Annotated in this window: 20 protein-coding genes and 1 pseudogene; 16 read left to right on the plus strand and 5 right to left on the minus strand. The window is 42.5% G+C overall.

The features are described 5' to 3' along the window. Positions 1 to 199: 199 nt before the first annotated feature. Complete coding sequence (gene map, locus H1230_RS12275) at positions 200 to 946, plus strand: type I methionyl aminopeptidase (RefSeq protein ID WP_239715732.1); 747 nt, start codon at positions 200 to 202, stop codon at positions 944 to 946. A 155-nt stretch (positions 947 to 1101) separates the two neighbouring features. Here the strand turns inward: map and H1230_RS12280 are convergent, their stop codons facing one another. After that, positions 1102 to 1506, minus strand: coding sequence for a CBS domain-containing protein (locus tag H1230_RS12280; protein ID WP_239715733.1), 405 nt, complete (start codon positions 1504 to 1506; stop codon positions 1102 to 1104). 268 nt (positions 1507 to 1774) lie between these two features. Between H1230_RS12280 and H1230_RS12285 the strand changes: the two genes are divergently transcribed. The 7 genes from H1230_RS12285 to H1230_RS12315 all read left to right on the plus strand — a co-directional run bounded on the left by H1230_RS12285 (position 1775) and on the right by H1230_RS12315 (position 8527). Further along, positions 1775 to 2356, plus strand: coding sequence for a TetR/AcrR family transcriptional regulator (locus tag H1230_RS12285; protein ID WP_239715734.1), 582 nt, complete (start codon positions 1775 to 1777; stop codon positions 2354 to 2356). An 80-nt stretch (positions 2357 to 2436) separates the two neighbouring features. Next, entirely contained in the window at positions 2437 to 4533 is a 2097-nt protein-coding gene (locus H1230_RS12290; RefSeq protein ID WP_239715735.1) for a YhgE/Pip family protein, read from the plus strand. A gap of 89 nt (positions 4534 to 4622) precedes the next feature. Further along, the gene (locus H1230_RS12295; protein ID WP_239715736.1) at positions 4623 to 5195 is read left to right on the plus strand and encodes a TetR/AcrR family transcriptional regulator; all 573 of its coding nucleotides are present in this window, start codon (positions 4623 to 4625) and stop codon (positions 5193 to 5195) included. A gap of 88 nt (positions 5196 to 5283) precedes the next feature. After that, complete coding sequence (locus H1230_RS12300) at positions 5284 to 6378, plus strand: winged helix DNA-binding domain-containing protein (protein WP_239715737.1); 1095 nt, start codon at positions 5284 to 5286, stop codon at positions 6376 to 6378. Positions 6379 to 6418: 40 nt separating this feature from the next. Then, positions 6419 to 7225: a hypothetical protein gene (locus tag H1230_RS12305; RefSeq protein WP_239715738.1), complete on the plus strand. Its 807-nt coding sequence runs from the start codon at positions 6419 to 6421 to the stop codon at positions 7223 to 7225. 55 nt (positions 7226 to 7280) lie between these two features. Beyond that, on the plus strand, positions 7281 to 7751 hold the full coding sequence (locus H1230_RS12310; RefSeq protein WP_239715739.1) for a heme-degrading domain-containing protein: 471 nt from the start codon (positions 7281 to 7283) through the stop codon (positions 7749 to 7751). Further along, complete coding sequence (locus H1230_RS12315) at positions 7745 to 8527, plus strand: glycosyltransferase family 2 protein (RefSeq protein ID WP_239715740.1); 783 nt, start codon at positions 7745 to 7747, stop codon at positions 8525 to 8527. The genes H1230_RS12310 and H1230_RS12315 overlap by 7 nt, the downstream gene beginning before the upstream one ends. An 87-nt stretch (positions 8528 to 8614) precedes the next feature. On the opposite strand, the gene H1230_RS12320 is transcribed toward H1230_RS12315, so the two are convergent. Together H1230_RS12320 and H1230_RS12325 are read right to left on the minus strand one after the other, a co-directional pair. Further along, positions 8615 to 9880 (minus strand): MFS transporter, encoded by a 1266-nt coding sequence (locus H1230_RS12320; protein WP_239715741.1) that lies wholly within the window; start codon positions 9878 to 9880, stop codon positions 8615 to 8617. 45 nt (positions 9881 to 9925) lie between these two features. Beyond that, a complete protein-coding gene (locus H1230_RS12325) occupies positions 9926 to 10822 on the minus strand; it encodes a LacI family DNA-binding transcriptional regulator (RefSeq protein WP_239715742.1) in 897 nt (298 codons plus the stop codon). 211 nt (positions 10823 to 11033) lie between these two features. On the opposite strand from H1230_RS12325, the gene H1230_RS12330 reads away from it, so the two are divergent. The 3 genes from H1230_RS12330 (at position 11034) to H1230_RS12340 (ending at position 14097) form a co-directional block, all read left to right on the plus strand. Beyond that, complete coding sequence (locus tag H1230_RS12330; RefSeq protein WP_239715743.1) at positions 11034 to 11459, plus strand: SRPBCC family protein; 426 nt, start codon at positions 11034 to 11036, stop codon at positions 11457 to 11459. Next, positions 11443 to 11799 carry an ArsR/SmtB family transcription factor gene (locus tag H1230_RS12335; protein WP_239715744.1) on the plus strand — a complete coding sequence of 119 codons (357 nt, stop codon included), beginning with the start codon at positions 11443 to 11445 and terminating at the stop codon, positions 11797 to 11799. Before H1230_RS12330 ends, H1230_RS12335 begins: the two co-directional genes overlap by 17 nt. A 402-nt stretch (positions 11800 to 12201) precedes the next feature. After that, the gene (locus tag H1230_RS12340) at positions 12202 to 14097 is read left to right on the plus strand and encodes a serine hydrolase domain-containing protein (RefSeq protein WP_239715745.1); all 1896 of its coding nucleotides are present in this window, start codon (positions 12202 to 12204) and stop codon (positions 14095 to 14097) included. A 453-nt stretch (positions 14098 to 14550) separates the two neighbouring features. Here the strand turns inward: H1230_RS12340 and H1230_RS12345 are convergent, their stop codons facing one another. Both H1230_RS12345 and H1230_RS12350 read right to left on the minus strand, forming a co-directional pair. Beyond that, the gene (locus tag H1230_RS12345; RefSeq protein ID WP_239711837.1) at positions 14551 to 16110 is read right to left on the minus strand and encodes an IS1182 family transposase; all 1560 of its coding nucleotides are present in this window, start codon (positions 16108 to 16110) and stop codon (positions 14551 to 14553) included. 360 nt (positions 16111 to 16470) lie between these two features. Then, positions 16471 to 16898: pseudogene (locus tag H1230_RS12350) on the minus strand (VOC family protein). 124 nt (positions 16899 to 17022) lie between these two features. Here H1230_RS12350 and H1230_RS12355 point away from each other — a divergent pair. The 5 genes from H1230_RS12355 (at position 17023) to H1230_RS12375 (ending at position 23673) form a co-directional block, all read left to right on the plus strand. Next, complete coding sequence (locus tag H1230_RS12355) at positions 17023 to 17664, plus strand: hypothetical protein (protein ID WP_239715746.1); 642 nt, start codon at positions 17023 to 17025, stop codon at positions 17662 to 17664. Positions 17665 to 18289: 625 nt separating this feature from the next. After that, positions 18290 to 19783 carry a glycoside hydrolase family 68 protein gene (locus H1230_RS12360; RefSeq protein WP_239715747.1) on the plus strand — a complete coding sequence of 498 codons (1494 nt, stop codon included), beginning with the start codon at positions 18290 to 18292 and terminating at the stop codon, positions 19781 to 19783. A gap of 90 nt (positions 19784 to 19873) precedes the next feature. Continuing rightward, positions 19874 to 21124 carry an ISL3 family transposase gene (locus H1230_RS12365; RefSeq protein WP_239711380.1) on the plus strand — a complete coding sequence of 417 codons (1251 nt, stop codon included), beginning with the start codon at positions 19874 to 19876 and terminating at the stop codon, positions 21122 to 21124. Positions 21125 to 21325: 201 nt separating this feature from the next. Continuing rightward, positions 21326 to 22861, plus strand: coding sequence for a glycoside hydrolase family 32 protein (locus H1230_RS12370; protein WP_239715748.1), 1536 nt, complete (start codon positions 21326 to 21328; stop codon positions 22859 to 22861). A gap of 113 nt (positions 22862 to 22974) precedes the next feature. Continuing rightward, a complete protein-coding gene (locus H1230_RS12375; RefSeq protein WP_239715749.1) occupies positions 22975 to 23673 on the plus strand; it encodes a hypothetical protein in 699 nt (232 codons plus the stop codon). Positions 23674 to 23725: the final 52 nt, after the last annotated feature.

Genomic DNA, 23725 nt, shown 5'->3' on the forward strand with positions numbered 1-23725 from the left:
ATATAATCAAGTGCACACAACGAAGACCCGGATGTTCTGACCGGGTCTTCGTTGCGTGCCAATACTGCACAAGAATAAAGAATTTTCGTGATTCATTTGGATTTCTGACGTTTTTCTTACATAATATAGAGGAGTTCCAAAAAAACATAAAAAGAGCCATTATACTGAGTAATGTGTTCTGCACAGAAGAGGCGAAGTTATGATTATCATGAAAACGATGGAAGAGATCGAAAAAATGCGGGCTGCAGGGAAGATTTTGGCTGAATGCCATCGGCAAATCGAGCAAATGCTGAAACCTGGGATTACGACTTGGGAAATCGACCAATTTGCCGAGAAATTCATCCTGTCTCAAGGGGCGACTCCGGAGCAAAAGGGCTACCACGGCTATCCGTACGCTACCTGCGCATCTGTGAACGATGTAATATGTCACGGGTTCCCAAAGCATGAACCCCTTAAAGACGGAGATATCGTTACTATAGACATGGTAGTGAATCTAAACGGTTGGCTGGCAGACTCGGCCTGGTCTTATGGGATTGGAACAATCAGTGACGAGGCGGCCAAATTGCTGCTTACAACCAAGGAATCCTTGTTCAAGGGAATTGAACAGGCGGTTGCCGGCAATCGTATCGGCGATGTTGCTCATGCTATACAGGTGTATGCTGAATCTAACGGCTTCTCTGTTGTGCGGGACTTTATCGGACACGGTATCGGCTCAGAAATGCATGAAGCACCAGAGGTTCCACATTACGGACCGGCAGGCAAAGGACCACGCCTTAAAGAAGGCATGGTATTTACCATTGAACCCATGCTGAACACCGGAAGCTATCGGACCAAGGTTGACGGTGACGGCTGGACGGCCCGTACCATTGATGGAGGCTTGTCGGCACAATATGAGCATACTCTAGCTATTACTCCACAGGGAACGATTATTTTGACAGAGCTGTAATTTCTGCTCTCCCTCTGCTCCAGACAGAAATGGCGTGACATCCGTCGCTCCGCAACTTAGGAGTCACTTTTATACTGTCTGGCTTCGGCCCGATTGTCGTATCCATGCCTAGGCATGATGCGGGAAATCGGGCCGATTTCTGTTTAGCGAGAGATTCAATCCGTTATATTCCTCGTGTAATATTCAATAATATCTTTCCTGCGGATAATTCCGAGGAACATACCAGAATCATCGATGACCGGAACGAAATTTTGATCCGCTGCCAGGGTGAGCATATCCTCCATTTGTGCATTAATCAATACACTTTCATTATGAACATGCTTCTGGATTTCACTCACCATAACTTCCTGCATATTGTCAAAGGTTAGACCTGGTGTTTTTCTCAGCTGCCATAACAGATCGCCTTCCGAGAGTGTACCAATATACTTTGCTTCAGCGTCAATAATGGGAATCGCCGTATAGTGGTGTTGTTCGAGCTGCTCCAATGCCTGCAGCATAGACATAGAGGATGTAATGAAGGCCACTTGATCCTTAGGTAATAAAAATGACGATATTTCCATAGGTTTTAGCTCCTTTAAACTTAATCATATTTTGATTCCGGTATTTAAATAGAGTATACATGAAAGCGCATTCGAAGACTGCTGGGTCAGCCTAATCTTACCATCAAACCTTATGGTGACCTATTATACAATATTGTAACCGCTTTAATGTAAATTTTAAATTAAATTGTTGTCTTCTCAGTGGAGATATGTTAGATTGTTGATGCTGGCTGACCAAATTTGAAATTTAGTCAATTTTCCAGCAGTTTAGGAAGAAGGAGTTAGAATTATGTCCATCGATCGCAAAACGTTAATCTTATCAGCAGCGACGCAATCCTTTGTGCAATTTGGTTATAAAGCAACCACTATGGACCAAGTGTCCAGAATCGCTAATGTGGGTAAAGGCACTATCTATACGTTCTTCAAAACCAAGGAAGATTTGTTTGAAGAAATTTTGGACAAGGCCTATCAGGAGTTAACTTCGGTTATGAACCGAGTAGCCAGAGAAAACCATACGTTTATCCTTAAACTGATTAATCTGCTAGATTCCATTTTAGAATTTCGCTCTGATCATGAACTTTTCGTTAAGTTAGGTCAAGAGGTGCGTGATATCGGAACAGTTCAGGCGCTGGAAGGCGTAAAGCGAATGGAAGAATACGCGCTAGATTTCCTTAAGCACCAGATTGATCAGGCAGTTAGTCAGGGTGAAGTGAAACCTTGCGATTCCAGCATTACTGCCTTTATGATCCTGCGATTATATTTGGCATTGACTACTGAATGGAATAAAGCGCACGAGCCGCTGAATAAAGACCAAATTAAAGATCATATGAGTTTATTTATTTCGAATGGTATTCTAAGTAGTTCTGAATAACAACCTGTTTTTTTTGTAAAATAATGACCGTAGTACGTATACAGTCATCTATTCATTTTCAACATAAAGGGTGTGTAAGCATGAAAGTATTTCGCGTTTTTTGGAAGGATATGAAAATACTTGTGAGCAAGCCAGTTCTTCTGCTCACAATGCTGGGTGTGGCTGCGTTGCCCATGCTATACAGTGGATTTCTTGTGGAAGGCTCCTGGGACCCTTATGGTAATACAGGCAAGCTTCCAGTTGCTGTAGTCAATCAGGATGAAGGAGCGCTCTATGAGGGCAAGTCGATGGATGTAGGCAAGGACTTCGTAGATGAACTGAAGAGCAATAGTGACTTTAAATGGATGTTTGTTGATGAGAATGAAGCCGAGGATGGCATGTCTCACAACCGCTATTATATGACTATTACGATTCCGGACAATTTCTCAAAAAATGCAACGACGCTTACACAAGATCACCCTGTTCAAGCTGAAATCATCTTCGAACCAAACAGCAATTATAATTTCGTCGGTGCCCAAATCGGGATGAGTGCGACGAAGGAGCTAAAGTCGAAGCTGTCCGCACAAATTACGGAAGCCTATACCCGCAGTATGTTCGAACAGGTAGACACGATATCTGCAGGGCTTGGGGAAGCGGGCAATGGTGCGACAGAGTTGACGGAAGGGGCGAGCAAGCTGAAGGATGGCTTATCTACCCTTAAGGAGAATTTAAACAAGCTTACAACGGGCTCAACAGGGCTTGCAAGCGGACTGAAGTTACTATATAACGGAGCTGACAGCTTGACTCAGGGTACGGGAACGCTGACTCAAGGAAGCTCCGATCTGGCGAGCGGACTAAGCCAGCTTGCCGGGGCAGAGAAGCAACTGCAAGCTGGTGTTGTGAAATCGCAGACCGGAGCCTCGCAGTTGGAGCAGGGCCTAAAGGCCTCGAAGGATGGCGTCAATCAGTTAACAGCAGGACTGACTTCTTCCGAAGCGACCAGCAGCCAGATTGCGGCAGGTGCCGATCAGTTAGCCAAAGGTCTGGAGCAAGCACTTGCGGCGAATCCAGAACTACAAAACAATGAACAGCTAAAACAGCTGCTCGCTGCAAGCCAGCAAATGGCGCAAGGGAGTGCGCAGCTTCATAACGGACAAGTACAGCTGCTTGCAGGCAGTACCCAGCTGGATCAGGGACAGCAGCAGTTATATAACGGCGCTGTACAGTTAAAGGCAGGAGGCTCGCAATTAGTTGCAGGACTGACCACATTTGGTCAAAAGCTGAATGAAGCAGCGACAGGCGGGAGCAAGCTTGCTAGTGGTGCAAACGCCTTAAATATGGGAGCCGCGCAGTTAATGAAAGGTCTGACTAAGCTTGATGTGGGCGTAGGCGGATTAACGGACGGCTCCATGAAGCTAGTCACTGGAGCTGGTGAGTTGACAGAAGGGTCTGATAAGCTGATGAATGGCAGCAGTGAATTAGCTGATAAGCTAAATGCTGCCGTCAACGATACCTCTGCTGTGAAATCCGGTGACGACACTATAAATATGTTCGCGGAGCCGGTAAAGCTGACAGAGAAAACCGATCATAAACTGAGTCACTATGGTCTTGGGATAGCACCTTATTTCTTGTCGCTGGCACTATATATGGGGGCACTAGTATTTTCGACGGTATTCTCATTACGCCATTCAACTACTCCTGATGCTACACCAATGGAAAGATTTGTGAGTCGGACTTTTACGTTAGTGACAGTTAGTATCATTCAGGCTATACTTTCAGATATTGTTCTAATATATGTGCTGAAGCTTGAGGTGCAAAATGTGGCCCTGTTCTTCCTCTTCACCTTAATCGTCAGCTTTACCTTCAGTATGATTGTCCAGACTCTTGTCACTTGGTTGGACAATCCAGGAAGGTTCCTAGCGATCGTATTGATGATCTTCCAGTTGACTTCGAGTGCAGGTACATTCCCGCTGGAACTGTTGCCATCGTGGATGCAGAAGATCAATCCTTTACTTCCCATGACGCACAGTATCGTGGGCTTCAAAGCGATTATCGGGAGTGGAGATTACGCATTAATGAGAGAACAGATCCTATATTTGCTTATTGTTGCGGTTATATTCCTTGCACTTACATTCTTATATTTTGTCCTTCAGGTTCCCAAACGTACCCCTATAACGGCTGAAGAGCTAACAGCATAATGAAGCTTAAGTCATTGAAGACGACCCACTTGGAGTCGTCTTTTTTGTTCGTCATTGAAATTAATTAAACGGTCATTTATCATAGATTTATGAGACATAAGGATGAATCTAAGAACGAAGCGATTTTTCAAGCCACTATGGAGTTAATAAACGAAGTTGGATTCTCGGACATTTCAATGTCCAAGATCGCTAAGCGAGCGAGTCTTTCTTCAGCGACGATTTACGTCTATTTCGCGAATAAGGAGGATATGCTCGTTAAGCTTTATATCAATGTTAAGGAGAAGATGAGCAGGCAAATGATTCACGAGCTCGATGACAGCTTATCCACGCAAGAGTTATGTGAGTGGTTCATGAGAAACTCAATGAAGTTCATACTGGACAACAAAGATTATTTTATGTTTCTTGAGCAGTTTTCAACCTCGCCGCTCATGGATAAATTATGTCTTGAAGATACAGCGACGATGTTCATCCCTTTGCATGAGTTCATCGAGAAGGGCAAACAGAAAGGTGACTTAAAGCCACTAGATACAGTGTTTTTGCTGACCTATTGTTATTTTCCCGTCACACAGTTGGCCAAGGCCCATTTCAAAGGACAGTTAGATGCTAATGAAGATCGCTTGCAACAAATTATTCGGATGAGCTGGGATGCTATCAGATTGTGATACGATCCGGATCTAGACACTGACTAAGAGTTGGTGTCTTTTGTTTATTCCGTTTAAGGATTACAGAACTTAGTACAGGAGGGATACAGTGACTAATAAGATTATTGCGGATCGCCGCCTAAACAATCTGCTTATTGTCGGTTCCAAGTTCCTGCGGCCTGAACAAGTTGTGCAGAAATTGGGTGCTCTGCAGGCGCAGGATTATATGCAGGTGATGTGGGCGATAGGATTGCGTACACCCTCCGCATCATTAACGGATATTGAGCGTGCAATAGTTGATCGTAAGATCATTCTAACGTGGTCGCTGCGCGGTACAATTCATTGTGTGCCGTCCGAAGATGTGAAATGGATGCTGCAGCTTACGGGTTCGCGTGTTGTGGGACAGGCCAAGAGCAGGCTGGCTCAGTTGGGACTGGACAACGGAACGTTGGAGCGCTGTAGGGAAGTCATTACTGAAGCATTAAAAGGTGGGCGGCAGGCAGACCGTTCGGAGCTGCTGCGGCTGTTGGAGGAGGCGGGCATCAGCACTGGCAACCAGCGTGGCTATCACATTTTATGGCATTGTGCTTATCAGGGTCTGATCTGTTTTGGCCCCGTGAATGGCAAACAGCAAACTTTCGTGTTGCTGGACGAGTGGGTACCCCATTCCCGTGAATTTTCTATTGACGAATCATTAGCAGAACTCGCTTTGCGGTATTTTACAGCTCACGGGCCGGCGACCGTCAATGACTTTGCTTGGTGGGCAGGCATGACACTTACAGATGCAAGACGAGGTCTCGAAACAGTGAAAGGGGTCCTCTTCTCAGAACAAATAGAGGGCCGCGAATATTGGATGTCCACAGCCTCGGTAGCTCAGCCTTCTGAAGAAAATTCCGGTGTCTATCTGCTTCCGGGCTTTGATGAATATATTCTTGGCTTTAAAGACCGCAGTGCTGTACTTAAGCCGGAGACTGCTCCCCGGATTGTCCCTGGTATTAACGGTGTGTTCCTGCCTACTCTTGTTGTAGATGGTCAGGTCATCGGGATATGGAAACGAATCTTTAAGAAAAAAGGGATTGAACTTGTGATTACCCCTTTCGAACAGCTGGGTGACAGTGAAGAAAGAGTGTTACGTGCTGCTGAACGTTATGCTGTATTTGTTGGGCTTCCTTTACTGAAGATTGACTTTGCTGACAGGGCATAGACTGGAAATAAGATTAGAGATTAGATTTAACGGAGGTTATATGGATATTTATGGGTGTGACTTCAGCGGGGCCAAGAACCCGGAAGGAAAGATTTTTGTTACAAGAGGCAAGCTTACAGGAAATGAATTATCAATAGAAGAAGTCATCAGTTGCGAGGACCGTTTGGATTTATTGCACTTGATAAAGAAAACCTCAGCACCTTGGGGGTTGGATTTTCCTTTTGCTATTCCTAAACATCACTTGCAGAATCATTATTCTTCATCATGGTCAACATTTATTCAAGAAGCTTATAGCGATACAAGAGAGCAATTCAAGAGTAGATTCGGATTAGTACATAGTGGTAAAAGCGATATAGATCTTAGAGAAACTGATATTGCCGTGAATGGTAAAAGTCCAATATCTGCGACACCCATAGCTATGAATGGCATGTTATATGGTGGACGCAAGCTTCTGTTTAATTTGCAAAATGACGTTTCTATTTATCCATTTACTCCATATAAAAGGGAGGGGTCGCACCTTTATGAGGTTTATCCAAGCCATCTATGGAAAACCTTGCACCTCAAAAGTAGTGATGTTGCCACATTTGATAACTTGAACTCAAGTTTCAAAACACAAATAGATAAAAGCTTTAACCTTTCTATTACCCCGCAAGCTATACAAGGAACTCTTAATGCTAATGGAGAGCCGAATCTTCATGGAATGGATTCTATCATAGCGTGTATTGTGATGGCTTATTGCATTTTTAAATATGATATCGACAATAACTGGGAGGTTCGCCCCTCATTTGCCACGACACAGGAATGGAATCATCTTTCGCAGGAAGGATTAATTCTTAGAGTGAATTGAATCTGTCTGTTATAATGAAAAAAGTTCTGATACTAGATAAAGGAAGTGTTTATACTTGGAGGATTATACCAAATTAGCAGAGCAAATACTTCAACAAGAAAGCGATTTACAGTTCGTCGAGTTTAGCAATCAATCAGCAATTCAAATAGGAAATGCTATTCTGGAAATGGCAACGAATGAGCAGAAATTAATCGCTGTTGACATTAGAAGAAATGCACAAGTGCTGTTTCATGCGAAAATGGAAGGCACCGGACCTAACAATGATCGCTGGATTGAACGCAAAATCAATGTCGTTAATCATTTTGGGCATAGCTCCTATTACATGCATGTTCTATATAAATCATGGAACACTACGATTGAGGAGAATGCATTCGTAGATCCAATGGAATATGCGGCCGAGGGCGGAAGCTTTCCGATAATTATCAAAAATGCTGGACATATCGGGACAATCTCCGTATCGGGTCTAGAGGGTCATGAAGATCATGGATTGATCATCGCTGTTTTAGAGGATTTTTTGAAATGCTGATATCTGCGGCTATGATCGTTAAGAATGAATCGCGGTGTATTATAAGGTGTCTATCTAGCATTATAGATGCTGTCGACGAAATTGTGATTGTAGATACAGGATCGACTGATAATACTATTGAACTTATTGAAGAGTTCCGAAAAAACCGGAAAAATATAAAATTGTACCATTTTGACTGGATAGATGACTTTGCAACTGCACGTAACTTTTCATTATCGAAAACTAGGGGGGAATGGAAGTTTGTTATAGATGCCGATGAATTTCTACACCCGAATGACGTATTAAAAGTGCGGGCATGTTGTAAAAATGCTTCATTAACGGGAATTCTAAATGTAGTAGCTGATGTGGAGTTAATCAATATTAATGATTTTGAGATTGAGGATATATATACTACCGGTATAATTCGGATTTTTAAAGGCGGATTCAAATATAAAGGTCTTGTCCATGAAGCATTATCTGAATCTATCAGTAACCAAAAGATGGAACGGATTAATATGCCAATTCGACTCCTGCACGATGGTTATGATTCAACTGTGGTGAACAGACGAGGGAAAAGTTTAAGGAATATAAGAATTTTAGAAGAATGTTTAAAGAAAGAACCGGAAAACTATATATATTATTTATATTTTGCTCGTGAAATTCGGGGTTTGAATCCGCAGATGGCTTTTAATTATATTGAAGAAGCTGCACGTTTATATGAAAAAAATGGAATTGAAGACAAGATCATGGGAAATCACATCAAAGATACCCGTGAAAAAATAATAGAGCAACTTTAGTACCGAGGAATCGCCTAAGTATTTTGGAGTGATAGTATCCCGGTTATCACCGGGATACGCTGCAGTAAGATAGGATTGTCTTTCTCACTAATGATAGGTCCGGATAACTTTCAACTTGGCGAATGCCAAGATGGAAAAAAGCAGAAGTAAAACACCAAGGGAGCCCATAATTGAACGGGGACCGAATATATCGGAATAATACGAAACGATGGCCAGACCAACCGAGGGAGCAACGCTCATAATGGACCCTAACACCCCGAATACCCTGCCCTGAAGTTCTTCGGAAACTTCGAGCCTAAGAATAATATTGATCAGCAGTGTACAGAACGAGAACATAAAGCCGATGAGGAGAATCACGGGAATAGCTACAATAGCAGTGTCGATCAACGATAACAGGATATACATAGGACCGATCGTCAGCAAACTAGCAATGACCACCCCACCTCGATTTTTAATGCGATAACCCCATAGCAGGATAATACCCGAACCGATCATATAACCGAGCGGAATACAGGATTCCATGAGACCAAACTGAAACGGATTAGCTTTCCAGACTTTAACGGCCATTACTTGAGTTAGCATTAAGGACGGCATAAAGAAGAGGGTAAGCGTAGGCAACATGATCATAATGGCTTTGGCAAACGGGAATCTCCAGATATAGAGAATGCCAGCGATCAAATCGTCGATGAATTTCCTTTTTTCTTTCGGCGAATGTTTAATACTCGGTGGCGACGGAAAAGATCCCGCGCTAAGAACGAGAAGGAAGGAGATCAGAAAGGTAACCCCATCCAGAATAATAGCGTCAGCGGCGCCGAAAGTGGCCACGAAAATCCCTCCAGCCGAGAATCCGACCGTTCGGCAAATGTTCTCCGACAGATTAATCAGACCCACTGCTTTCTGAATCTGTTCTTTGCCAACAACATTGATAATGGATGACTGATAGGCAGGAGATTGAAATAATGCCGATGTGGTGATCAGCCCGGTTAACAAGGCCACGACAATAAATGGAGCCAATGGTAAGGAAATAAAAAATGCCAATACCAGCACGAATCCAAAACTGATCAGATCTGTAATCAACATGATAGTTCTGCGATTGTTCCTGTCTGCAAATGTGCCTGCTATTGATCCAAGTAAGGAACTGAGCAAAAGATTAGTCACTGTAACTACAGCCATCAATTTGGCACTACCGGTCATCTGAAGTATCCATAAGCTTAAGGCGATACTGTGAAAGGTGTTGCCAAATAGAGAAATGGAGTAAGAGCAGAGCAGCAGCAGGAATTGTCTGTTTCTCCATACCGTAGGGTAGGACTGAACGGCAGCTGGGTTTTGGCTTGTTAAAAGTGGTCCTTGCATTGTAATTCCCCCTTAACTTAAACGTTTAAGTTATAGTGAAAAAAATTATTTAATATAATATCTATTTATAGTTTGAACCGAATAATCGACATTCTGTAATAGATCTTCCATTAAAGCAAATGCAGCGGCAGCCTTGTCTTCCTTGAATACAATTTTATGAGTGATTTCTCCCAAAATTTCTGGACAAGAACAGGTGCAAATGACGCTGATGTGCTCGAATACCCCCGCTTTCTCAATGTGATTTCCCATAAATTCATTGATAACTATAGCTTTTTTGTAAGTATTCTGGTGTAAGACCGCGTTCAGCTCATCCAGATCATGAATGATGAAGATAGCCTCTTTGGGTAAGGGGATATCAGCCATAATTGCCAGAGATAAGGCGGAATTATTGTAAGACTCCATGATTAAGCATGTCTGCGCAGGGCTTTCCGGCAAGGCTGCTTGCAGCACTGAGTGGTAATCGAAGAGGACTTGTTTAAACAACTTATCCTCAATGAGGCTGTCGATTAAGATCAAGGGAACACCTTCAATGAAATGGGCAGAGATGGAGTAGAAGGCATCATCCTTCACATCTATCAGAAATACAGCCTCCAGCTTCCTTTCTACGATGATATCCAGAGAAGGATGATCTGCGTCCAAAGTATATAGAAGTGTATGGTAGCCAGCTTTTGTTAAACGTCTCTCCAAAGACTCAATAAATGAAAAATAATTATGGCGCTTCCAAAAGGGCATGTTCGCAGAGGTGTTTATAAGAACACCGACGAGTCCCGTTTTCTTCTTGCTGAGTGAGCGAGCCGCCAGATTTGGGATGTAATTGAGTTCTTTTACCAATTGCATAATTTGACATCGCGTTTTCTCTGGAATCGTCTGGTTCTCAACATTGTTAAGAACATAGCTTACAGTCGCAACAGAAACATTAGCCTCACGTGCGATATCCTTCATCGTTATTTTTTTCAATGTAAGAGTCTCCCTAGTATAATTAAGATTAGAAAATTTTAACATTTCATTCGAGAAAGAGTCAAGAGATTAAGGCAAACTCAGAATCTAGGATTTCTATATAGGAGTATTTCTAACACTTGACACGAAACCAAAAGGTGTCGTAATATAAAGCGAAACCATTTGGTTTCCCTAATTCAAAAGTGGAGGTAAGAGAATGGACAGTACTCAACATATATTGCCAGATATCCGGAAAACCCAAGTGTTCAATGCAGCGATTCAAAAAGTGTGGAACGCGGTAGCTACCGCAGAGGGATTGGCAGCGTGGTTCATGCCTAACGATTTTCAACCGATAATCGGTCATGAGTTCCATCTCAATGCGGGTCAGTTTGGGATGTCACCTTGCAAGGTGACTAAGATTGATGCTCCTTACTGCGTGGCATTTAACTGGGGGAAAGACTGGACCGTGACTATTGAATTAAAACAGTTGGATGACCAAACAGAATGTACATTAATCCACTCAGGCTGGGATGCGGACAAGCTTACAGAATTCGGAGCACCGCATACTGCAATACGCGAGAATATGAGTCAGGGCTGGACAAATCTGTGTCAAGCGCTCGGCAAATATGTCGAGGGTGAATAGGGTCGCGAAGGAACCGAAGGCCGATGTCTTTCGAGCGATTGCTGATCCGACCCGGCGCAGCATGTTGCAATTGTTGGCCGATCAGGAACTGCCGGTGACAGTGATCAGCGGTCATTATCCAATGACACGAACGGCGGTCTCAAAGCATCTGCATATTTTGGAAGAAGCTGGGCTTCTACAGGGACGAAAGGTCGGCCGCGAAACGCGCTATAGCTTGCTGCTTGAACCGCTTCAGGATGTGCAATCCTGGCTGGTTTATTTCGAAAGATTCTGGGATAATAAACTGAATGTGCTGAAGCATCTCGTTGAGAGCACCACAGACGATCCCGTCCAAGATTAAGCATGCAAAGGGGCTGTCCCATAAACCATGAAATGACTGCTTGGGACGCCCCTTGTCTTTGGAGTCAGTTAAACGGTTGTGCTTGTGAGGACGCTCCGCGAACCAATCGTTCCGTCCTCTCCGCTGTTTAAGGGGGAATCGTATCTACAATCCTTCTAAAAATCATAAAAAAAGAAACCTCTCTTTTGGTAAAATGGAAGTGTGACCAAACATTTCAAAGGAGAGGTTTCTTTGGTTTTAAAGACATGATATTTTTGAGAATGTATTTACATCCAATTAGTAGTAAAATATTCTTAAAAATGTAATGAGAAGGAGCACGGCATGAACGGTATAAATTGGATAACGAACATTGGAATAAGCAACTATGGGATGTGTGTGTGCCGAAAGTTAGGTGCATAATCAATGATTTCAAACAGGAAATATATTGGGTGGATAAAAGTTACTGCACTTGTTCTATCTGCACTTATTTTATTTTTTACATGGGTTGATGCAGTGAAAGCCGCTGACAAGTCTGATATTGATGATAAGGCTAGAATCATTCCCTCGGGAATTCTGTTGTCAGCATTAGACACCGTTATTGATGTTTATGCAGCAGATCATAAGGATAATATGGCTGCTGTTTCTGTCGTTGCTTTGAAGGACGGCGAAATGATTTTTAACAAGGCTTATGGTTACGCAGATCTGGAAAATCAAGTAATAGCCGATACAGAAACAGTTTTTGAATGGGGGTCCTGTTCAAAACTGCTGATCTGGACAAGTGTGATGCAACTAGTCGAGCAGGGTAAACTTGACTTGGGAACGGATATCCGTGAATATCTTCCTAAAGGATTTCTAAAACACCTGCAATACGACACTCCCTTAACTTTAATGAATCTAATGAATCATAATGCAGGCTGGCAAGATAAATTGACGGATTTATTCTATTTTAACGAGAGTGAAATTCCGGATTTAAGAGAGGCACTACAAGCTTATGAACCCAAACAAGTGTATAAACCGGGATCAGTAGTAGCCTATTCAAATTTTGGGGCTGCTTTAGCGGCCTATATTGTTGAAGTACAAAGCGGCCAACCCTTTTATAAATATGTAGATGAACATATTTTTTCTGTATTGGGTATGGATAACACTTCGATTCATCCTTCCCAACAAGATCGTCCCCAAGTAGCGCAAAAAAGAAATGAAATCCAAGGGTATACGACCAGCTTGCAGCTATTAAAGAACAACAGAGCTTACATTGGTCTATACCCTGCTGGAAGTGCTACAGGGACAGCAACAGATGCAGCGAAATTTCTGAATGCTCTTATGCCGATCACTGGCCAAAATAGTGCATTGTTTGCAAGTAACGATACGTTGGATGAAATGCTGTCACCGAGTCTATATTTCACAGGTTCTGCAACCCCACGCATTGCACATGGATTTTTTGAGACAGAACATTTGGTACGTACTCTGGAGCATGGAGGAAATACGCTTGCATTTTCAAGTAGATTTGTCTTCAATCCTGAAGCTAACTTTGCGTTAATCGTGATGACGAACCAGCAAAATGAATGGAACTTTAATTCTGGCCTAGTGGATACCATATTTGGAAAATACGAACCGCAAGCATATACAGGTGTTTTACCAAATCCAGCCGAAACGGAAGGTTATTATCTAAATTCAAGACGAGTGGTATCCGGGTTTGCCAAAATATTTGGGTATCTAGGTATTGAGAAGGTTAATGCTATCGATGACCATTCTATTATGATCTCGGGAAATCGATTTGAACAGGTTGCACCTTACGAATATCTCCATGATCACAGCTCTGAACTCAAACATTTTGTGGTGAATAAGGGCATAGTCAAAAAGCTATCCTCAACGTACGGAGATTTTGTTCCAATTGCAACTTTGACCGTAAATATAATAAAACTATCCATTTTAATTCTAAGCATCTGTATATTATTCAACTTGATTACACTGCTTGGTGAGTGTATCCGATTAATAATTCACAAAGCGAAGAGAGTAGCTATGCCTGCTTGTTATTTTCATAGATATCATATGGGCATCAACCTTGCCGGTCTTGTATGTGTTGTGAATATATCAATATTGCTGTTTAGATCAATAGTTTACACTACATATTCGTCTATTATGCTTCATCTTATCCTTAACGGGATTTATGTAATGCTTGCTGCAGTATACATTGCACTTCTTGTGTGGAAACTGAGAAATCTAGAGTGCAGCAACAAACGGAAAATCTTATATGTGTTGTCTGGTGTCACGGCATTCGTCTTTGCTGCAACGATTATAGGCTGGAATTTGTATTTCTAAACCCATCAAATAACATTCATAGAGAAGTACAATGATGGACAATAAGCTGCTAAAGAAGCTACGCTACAAGCAGGGCAGAGCCATTGTAAGGGGGATTTGACTTTGCTCAGGTATTTATTATGAACGCAGAGGAAGTAACCCACTGGGGGAATGCATATCCGCCTCTTTTGGATTTGCTACCCCAGCAGTCTTCCAAAATCAAGACAGACAGTAACCGTGATATCATTTAGGAAATGGTGGAGAGCACCTCGGAGTATCATCTGGTAAGCAATGTAGCTATAGATGAGACATGGTCTGCATTACATTTGCGAGATAAGGATAAAAAGGTGTAGAACGCGGTAGTCCCAAGGCTAAACACAAAAGGGGCTGTCTCAAAAGTAGATTTTCTACGAGCAGAGACAGGCCACCTTCAATTTCAAAAGCATAAAAGTCAACAGAGCAGCACACCTCCTGTTATTGGAGGTGTGCTGCTCTATGTTTTTGGTCTATGGCTGCTCGCTTCAGTAAATTGTGGGCAAGCGAAAGCCACCCGACCTCAAGCGTCACTTTTTCCATGCCGCGAAGCAGAAAGCGCCGGAAGCCCCGGTTATTTTTCAGTTGTCCAAATACACTTTCCGGTTCCGTCATTCGGCGTACGGCCAGGGCGTAACCTTCCTCACTTCGCAAGATCTCCCGAGCCTGCTTTTGGTAACGCAGTCGTTCCATACTAACAACCACTTCCCGATCTCCAGCTGCCTTCGTGCAGCGTTCCTTCAACGGACAGCCCTCGCAGCTCTGACTTCGGTAATGACGTTTGTGAATTTCATATCCACTCTGTGAGATTTCCTTACTTTCTCTGCGGAAATGCAGCATTTCCCCGGCGGGGCACGTCCAGTTATCCTCGGCTGCATCGTATGTCCAGTTCTCGATTTTACCAACATTCGCTTTCCAGGCTTTGCTCTTTTCCTTGTGGTAGCTGCCGTACTTCACCACCGCCTGAATCTCTTTCTTTTCCAGATAGGCGTAGTTTTCTTCGCTGCCGTAGCCTGCATCCGCAATGACTGTCTTGGGCAGTTTTCCGAGGATCTGCTGCGCTTTTTCCATATGCGGCTCTAAACAGCGGGTGTCGGTCGGTCTTTGGTGTAAACTGTAGGCTAAAATAAATTGGTTTTCGGTCCCGATTTGCACATTGTATCCCGGTTTCAGCTGGCCATTTCGCATGTGGTCTTCTTTCATCCGCATAAACGTTGCATCTGGATCTGTCTTACTGAAACTGTTCCGGTCACCAAGGAGCTTTTGGTATTGTTCGTACTTCAGCAGTCGGGGAAGCCAATCCTTGCGCAGCGTCCGAACAGCTTTTTTTAAGGGCTTGTCTTTCGGTTTTTGGGCCAGCTGAGCTTCGAGCTTTTGCACCACCTGTTCAAGTTTCACGCTGCTCACTTCGGAATCTGTGCCGAGTTCAGCCAGGTCTTTGCCTGAATTCTCTTGTTCTTCCTGTTCTTCTTCCGTTTCAATGTCAGCGAACAGGGCCTGCACCTTATCTTGCAGTTTGACTTTGTGTTTACTGACGGCTTTCCCCCAAACAAACGTGTAGCGATTGGCGTTCGCCTCGATTTTGGTTCCGTCCACAAAGTAATGCTCTAGGGAAACGTATTTTTCGTCAGCCAGAAACTGAAGCACGGCGGTAAATACGGTTTCGAGAACGTTCTTCATCCGCTGGGAACGAAATCGATTCAACGTCCGAAAGTCTGGCCGCTGCCGACCGGCGAGCCACATGAAGGGGATGTTCTCCCGAATGGATTTGGCGATTTGGCGAGAGGAATAGATGCGCTGCGTGTAGGCGTAAATAATGACTTTGGTCAGCATTTTAGGATGGTAGCTGTCACGGCCACCACCTGGGTAGGCCGCGTCAAAAATGCCGTCGTCCAGCCGGTTAACGGCGGCATTGACGATACGAACGAGGTGATGTTCTGGAATGTCGTCCTCTAAATCCATTGGCAAGCAAAGTTGGTCCATGGTATATTGAATGTACAAAAGAAACCTCTCCTTGATTTAAAATGGTTGGTCGCACTTCCATTTTAACAAAGAAAGGTTTCTTTTTTTATGATTTTTAGAAGGATTGTAGATACGAGTCCCGCTTAAACAGCGGAGAGGACGGAACGATTGTGGAAAAGCGATAGCGTTCGCCTTGGTCTCCGGATTTTCACCGCTAAGGGGAATGAAAAAAATCTGGAGACCACAGCGATTGAAACAACGGTCCGTTCGCGGAGCGTCCTCACAAGCGCAATGTCTATCTGACTCCAAAAAAGAGCTGTCCCAAGCAGCCATTTCATGGCTTATGGGACAGCCCCTTTAATTTAAAATATAATAATTTATATTTCTCGATACATATAGTTACATTCCGAACTCTCCATTGTCATAACTAAGCTGCCATTCATGCCGAATTTATCGGTTAGGCTGCCGTAGCATTTGCTCCAAAAAGTTTTTTGTAGCTCCATTCCCACTTTGCCGCCTTCTTTGAGCTTAGGAAACCAAGCTTTGATCTTTGCCTCATCCGCAGTGACTAATGACAAGCTGATGTTGTTGCCTTGAATAAACGGCATGCCAGGAAACACATCGGAGAACATAACATTGCTTCCGTCAATGTTTAGCCGAGTATGCATGACCAACGATTTCGCTTCTTCAGGCAGCGGGTATTCCGGGTTGGGCGGACTGTCCCCAAAGGTCATGATTTGCGGTTGCCCTGTTTCAAAGACCTGTGCGTAGAATTCCACGGCTTCACGACAGTTACCGTTAAAATTGATATAAACATCTACTGACATTTAATCACTCCTACAAAGTTATTTTTGGACAAAGGGTCATTTCAAATTTATAGCATTTCCTGTGGATTGGCAAATATTCTTAAGTGATGTGAACCTCATCGCAATAAAGAAAGGACTAAATACTATGATAGATGGGATAATTAAGTTGCCGACGCCAGAGCTGCTAAGACATCGGATGCAGGTGCTTGCTGTGCTTGATCTGATATTGTGTGAAGAGGAGTGGTTGCGTGTGCACCGTTATGTGCCACAAGGGTCCGACGAGCATTCCTTAGGCTCGCTGGATAATGGGGCCGGGGATAATCTATTTATTATTTTTGCTCCTGAGGGAGTCATCATCAAAGGCTTTGACCATGAATCTCCGTTCAGCCCTCATGCTCAGGAGGAATACGGAATATGGCCGGAGATGTACGATGGGGTACCTAGTTCTCTATTGAGTATTCTCGATAATGAGGCATTTGACAAGGAGGAGGTTACCTTCTGTTTGTGGCGTGAAGCCAGTGACTCTGTATGGCGTAGTGCCGAGATAGAGCGTCCGCAGGGGTGGGAGGACGGAACTGACTTCCTACTAGGCTATCTGCAGGAAACACCTGAACAATACATCGACTGGGCTAAGAATTATTATGAAATGCCAATGGATCTGGAAACGGTACAAAGAATTTATGCAGGAGCAGTCATCACCGAGCAAATGATTCATAAGCTGAACCCGGACCGGGATGTTCCGTCTGCTCGCGATGAGTTGGCAGGGCTAGGGATTGGAATGGGATAAATAAACAAGCCGGAGCGCATAAATAATCAGCGTTCTGGCTTGTTTTAGTTTGTGGAGATGTGTCCTGCCTTGAATAAAAATGTTTTATTTTACCTATTTATTATTTTTTTGGGTAATGAGAAGGCTTTACATATGCACATAATATGAAAATGAAACAATTTTGTAAACTTTATTTATAGGTATTTGGGCTCATTAATAATTATTTTTTAAAAAGATATAGATCCTAAGAATCATTCTTTAAGAATACGATTTCAAAGTTATTTCTTTCTAAGCGATTGCTAGTCATAGTCTGAATTAAGGCATAGATAGGTAATTTTTTCCTACCTGTTTAGTGTAGGATTTAAATTCAATAATATGTAAAATAATTAATTTTAGTGGGGATACCTCTTTTTTTAACCCATCCTGAGGAGGGACATTGGTCTATATCAATCGTTTGACATAAGTTTTAGAATAGTCATACCAACGAATATTATGGTTGGTAGGATCACTGTTAAACAGATAAAGCATAGAAAGAAGTTTGGGGGGCAGCGGTGAGCGTTCATGTATATTTGCTTTAGGATTTTTAGATCTTTGTCTGTTTAATGAGGTAACAAAATAGAAAGAGATTTAGAAATGGAGATGGAGTATGAATATCAAAAAGTTTGTCAAACAAGTAACAGCAGCAACCTTTACAATGGTTTTACTAGCAGGTGGTGGAACTCAAGCTTTAGCGAAAGAACAAGGCAGTAAAGATTACAAGGGAAGTAATAATACAGATTACAAGGAAAATTATAATTTTTCCCACATTACGCGCTTTGATATGTTGAAAATTCCGGAACAACAAAAGAGTGCACAATTTAAAGTGCCTCAATTCGCTACATCCACAATTAAGAACCTTCCTTCTGCTAAGGGTTATGATGCATCGGGCAACCTCATTGATTTGGATGTTTGGGATAGTTGGCCGCTTCAAAATGCGGACGGAACAGTAGCGAATTATAAGGGCTACAATATTGTATTTGCTTTAGCCGGAGACCCTCATAAAGGTGGGGACACGTTTATATACTTGTTCTATCAAAAAATAGGCGAAACATCTATTGATAGCTGGAAGAATGCAGGTAGAGTATTTAAGGATAGTGATAAATTTGTTCCTAACGATCCTATTCTAAAAACTCAAGCAGAAGAGTGGTCAGGTTCTGCAACCTTAACATCTGAGGGTAAAGTTCGTTTATTCTATACCAATCGGCAGGCTTGGACACCAGATTCGGGATTGTATGGTAAACAAACGTTAACAACGGCTCAAATCAATGTATCTCAACTAACTGAAGATACGCTGAACATTGATGGCGTAGAAGATTTGAAATCTATCTTTGATGGAGACGGTAAGTTCTACCAAACGGTTCAACAAGGTATTGAAGCGGAGAACTATTCTGATAATCATACTTTAAGAGATCCTCACTATGTGGAAGACAAAGGCCGCAAATACCTTGTTTTTGAAGGGAATACGGGGACAGAAGACGGTTACCAGGGAGAAGAGTCCCTCAATAACAAAACTTACTATGGTGGGAATATAAAATTCTACCAAACAGAGCAAAAAAAACTATTGGAAGGCCCTCAAAAAAAATTAGCGACATTAGCGAATGGTGCACTGGGCATCATTGAATTAAATGATGATTATTCGTTGAAAAAAGTAATGAAACCGTTGATTGCCTCAAATACAATAACGGATGAAATTGAACGGGCGAATATATTTAAAATGAATCATAAATGGTACTTGTTCACAGACTCCAGAGGAGGAAAAATGACCATTGATGGAATAGGCAATAAAGATATCTACATGTTAGGTTATGTAGCAGACTCTTTATCCGGGCCTTATAAACCATTAAACGGTTCAGGACTAGTCTTGCAAATGGATCTTGATCAGGATGATCTTACCTGGAATTACTCTCACTTTGCGGTTCCGCAAGCTAAGGGGAATAATGTGGTCATCACAAGCTATGTTACCAATAGAGGCACCTTTTCGGACCATCAATCTACCTTTGCACCAAGCTTTTTACTGAATATTAATGGAACGAAAACTTCCGTTGTCAAAGATAGCATTCTTGCACAAGGGCAATTAACGATTAACACGCCAAAAAAATAAGCTTCTTCGCTAAAGTGAATGTTACATGTCTGTTTAATAGAGAAAGTGTCCATACTGTCTAGTAAGAAAATTACGAGGGCGGGATGGAAGATGTGGACCCCATTAAGCAAGCAAGATAATCTAATGAATGATGTGTTCAAGATCATGTTAGACTTGGAAGAACCATGGAAATTAGTGGATATTGAGCATGATCCGCAAGAAGAAGCGTGGCACTTATTTATTGACTTTGAACGTGGAGCCCTCTTTCCCTGTCCGCATTGTGGGACACTTTGCAAGGCCTACGATGCAGAAAAAAAGCAGTGGCGCCATCTTGATGTTTGGAAATGGAAAACCTATATTCATGCTCGGGTTCCTCGAACCGACTGCAAAAAATGCAATAAGATCACGATGATTTCGGTGAAGTGGTCACGTCCGTTGTCGCATTTCACTTTGGATTTTGACGCTTGGGCAATGCGATTAATGGCTGAAATGCCGGTGAATGCAGCAGCGCGTGAATTACGAGAGCACGATACACGGATGTGGCGAATCTTTCATCACTACGTTGAACAAGCCATGAACGAGCTGGACTTGACCTCTGTTCGGCGGATCGCCATCGACGAAACGTCCTCACGCCGAGGTCATCGTTATATTACCTTGTTTGTGGACGTGGATACCAAAACGATACTTTTCGCAACGGAAGGAAAAGGGAAAGATACCCTGGCACGTTTCAAGCAGCATCTCCTTCGAAAAGGCGTAGAACCCGTGCAAATACAGGAAATATGTTGTGATATGTCTCCCTCCTTTATTGGAGGAATTAAAGAGCATTTCCCTACAGTTGAAATTACTTTTGATAAGTTCCACGTCATGAAGATGGTTAATGATGCTGTAGATGAGGTGCGCAAAACCGAGCAGAAAGAAGAGCCTAGACTCAAACGGAGCAAATTTTTATGGTTAAAGAATGAAGCTCATTTGAAGGCGGAACAACGAGAAACCCTACAAAGCCTCAAGGACCAAAACTTAAAAACCGGACGAGCTTATCGCTTGAAATTAGCAATGCAGGAGCTATGGATAACTCCACATGTGTTTGCTGACGTTTACTTGCGAGAATGGTTAAGCTGGGCTAGACGTTCGCAGTTGGAACCGATGATGGATCTGGCCAAGACCGTAAAGCAACATGAAGAAGGCATTCTTCGTTGGTTCCATAGCCGGATGACCAATGGCTTGCTTGAAGGCATTAATGGATTGGTGCAAGCGTCCAAACGAAAAGCACGCGGGTATAGAAACGTCCACAATTTAATCGCAATGGTATACATGACCGCTAACAAAAATCGACTGTCAGCGCTTGCCGCACAGAGGTCCTAAACCGGTCTTTACCCCTTTCCATTTATACCATTTCCTTAAGAATCTATGGATACCAAAGTATCTATGAAGCTATTTCTATGCAGCGTTACCCATCCAGTAGAGCGAAGAGCCAAAAATAATATATAAATTTCTAGAGAGTACGAAGAGAAAATACCAATGGTAAATTGGTATTTTCTTTTTTTTAAAAAGCGAGGGTTCAGCTTGAACAAAATAACATGGAATAAGAAAGTGTTTAGACGATTCATTCTATTTATCATTGGTTTAAGTATTTTGTTAACGATAGGGCTAGTGGTTCATCCCGATCCATCGCCAACCTATCGAGCAATCTATCATTTCACTACTCCCGACAAATGGAAAAATGACCCTCAGAAGCCTATTTATTTGGCTGGGGAGTATCATTATTATTATCTCTATAATGGTGATTATCCTAAAGGAAATGGTACGGAATGGCGGCACACTACATCAACGGATTTGGTTCATTGGAAAGATCATGGTGTGGCTATTCCTAAATATACAAACAAAAATGGTGATCCTTGGACAGGATCAATCGTTGTGGACGATAACAATACAGCAGGTTTTGGAAACGGGGCGTTGGTGGCGATTATGACACAGCCCTCTGCAGATGGTGGGAAGCAGGAACAATATTTATGGTACAGTACGGATAAAGGAAACACGTTTACCTCTTATAGTGATGATCCTATTATGCCGAATCCAGGTATAGCAGATTTTAGAGATCCGAAAATTATTTGGGATGACCAAGTTCATAAATGGGTGATGACCGTGGCGGAAGGAACGAAAATAGGTTTTTATGAGTCCAATAATTTAAAAGATTGGCATTATACAAGTGGATTCATTACGAAAAATATCGGAATTGTGGAGTGTCCAGATCTTTATTTGATGCAGGCGAATGACGGGACCTATAAATGGATTCTTGGGGCCAGCGCAAATGGTAAATCAATAGGTAAACCAAACACCTACGCCTACTGGACTGGAGATTTTAATGGAAAGGAATTTATTCCGGATCATAATGAACCTCTATGGTTAGATTACGGATTTGATTGGTATGGTGCGGTAACGTTTAATGAGGGGAACGGCAGAGATCAATACAGTCATCGTTATGCTTTGGCTTGGATGAATAATTGGGATTATCCTGATAATACTCCAACACTAGACGAAGGATTTAACGGAATGGATTCGATTGTTCGCCAAATTGAACTTAAACAAGCAAGCGATTATACGTATCGTTTGATTTCACAACCTATTGCTGCATTGAATCAATTGACAAGCTCAATAGAACACTTTAAACAACTAGAGGTTAATGGCTCTGAAACGCTTGATGTAACAGGCGACGCGTATCAGCTGGACACCGATATATCTTGGTCTGAGATCAAGAATGTAGGATTGAGGCTTCGAGAGTCAACGGACAAAAACCGTCATGTAGATGTCGGGATTTCTGTAGGAGGTCAATACTCTTATGTCAATAGAGCTTCTATAGGACAGCCTGATAAGGATAGTGAGTATCTTGAAAGCAGGGCGCCATTTGATGTCAGTAAGAAGAATGCTCACTTAAAGATCCTCGTCGATAAAACAAGCATTGAAGTCTTTATGGATGAGGGGGAAATCGTTTATTCCAGTGAAATTTTCCCGGAGTTAAACGATAAAGGCATTTCCCTGTTTACTGAGGGCGGCACCGCCATCTTTAGAAATGTTGTGATCAAGCACTTCAACAAAAGTTAAACTGAGTTTAGGTACTTGATGAGTAATCGCAAGCGGGTGCTCGGTCTTCCTTTTGAGCTGTTCATTGAAATGTGGGATAATGGGTTATATTGATTTGAAGGGTGAGAAGTGAGATGAATTATCCGTTTGTAATTGGACCCATTGTATTACAAGATTTCACCAGTGAGGATGAGCTCATTGATAGATGCAAGGAATGGAATCTATTGTCCAATACAGCTACCAAGCCCAAAACATATCTGTATAAGGGATATGGCTTGACGTTACCTTGCGAGATTGTGGGTTATGTGGATAACATGACTGTTGTTGTACAATTTGAAAATAAGCAGCAGCATTGCATTCACCCGTCGTATCTAAAAGAAATGCAAACGGCAAGCTTTGGACAAAGAGGCGCCACAGCTTCCGACACTGCAAATCCGGTGGACGAGGTGGAAGAGGAAATAGCTGAATTAGCTGAAGTAGCTGAAGTAGCGAAGGAAATACCCAAAAAAGCTGTAAAAGCTAAGAAGCAAGTTGTAGAGTTACCCGAAGATAAATTGCAGATGACGGCGATCGTAAAGGAGTTTACGACTGTACCCAATCATTTCTCCGATAATGATGATGAAGTGATCATTTATGAGGGAGTATCCGTGGAAGGTCATGATCTTGCGCTGGATGAAGTCTGGTCAAGCCATAGTGCAACGCTAAAGAAGCTGGAACTTCAAGTGGGAGACCGAGTCTCTTTTGAAGCAAAAGTGGTTGCCAAGAAGCTCACTCAACATCCCGTGAAATATAAAATTAATAATCCGGCAAAAATGAAAAAAACAACAACGTAATGAAAAACAGAATTAACAAGGATTTGATCATTTGCAATCAGCTCCGTCCACA

The organism is Paenibacillus sp. 19GGS1-52 (assembly GCF_022369515.1).
Taxonomy (GTDB): domain Bacteria; phylum Bacillota; class Bacilli; order Paenibacillales; family Paenibacillaceae; genus Paenibacillus_AQ.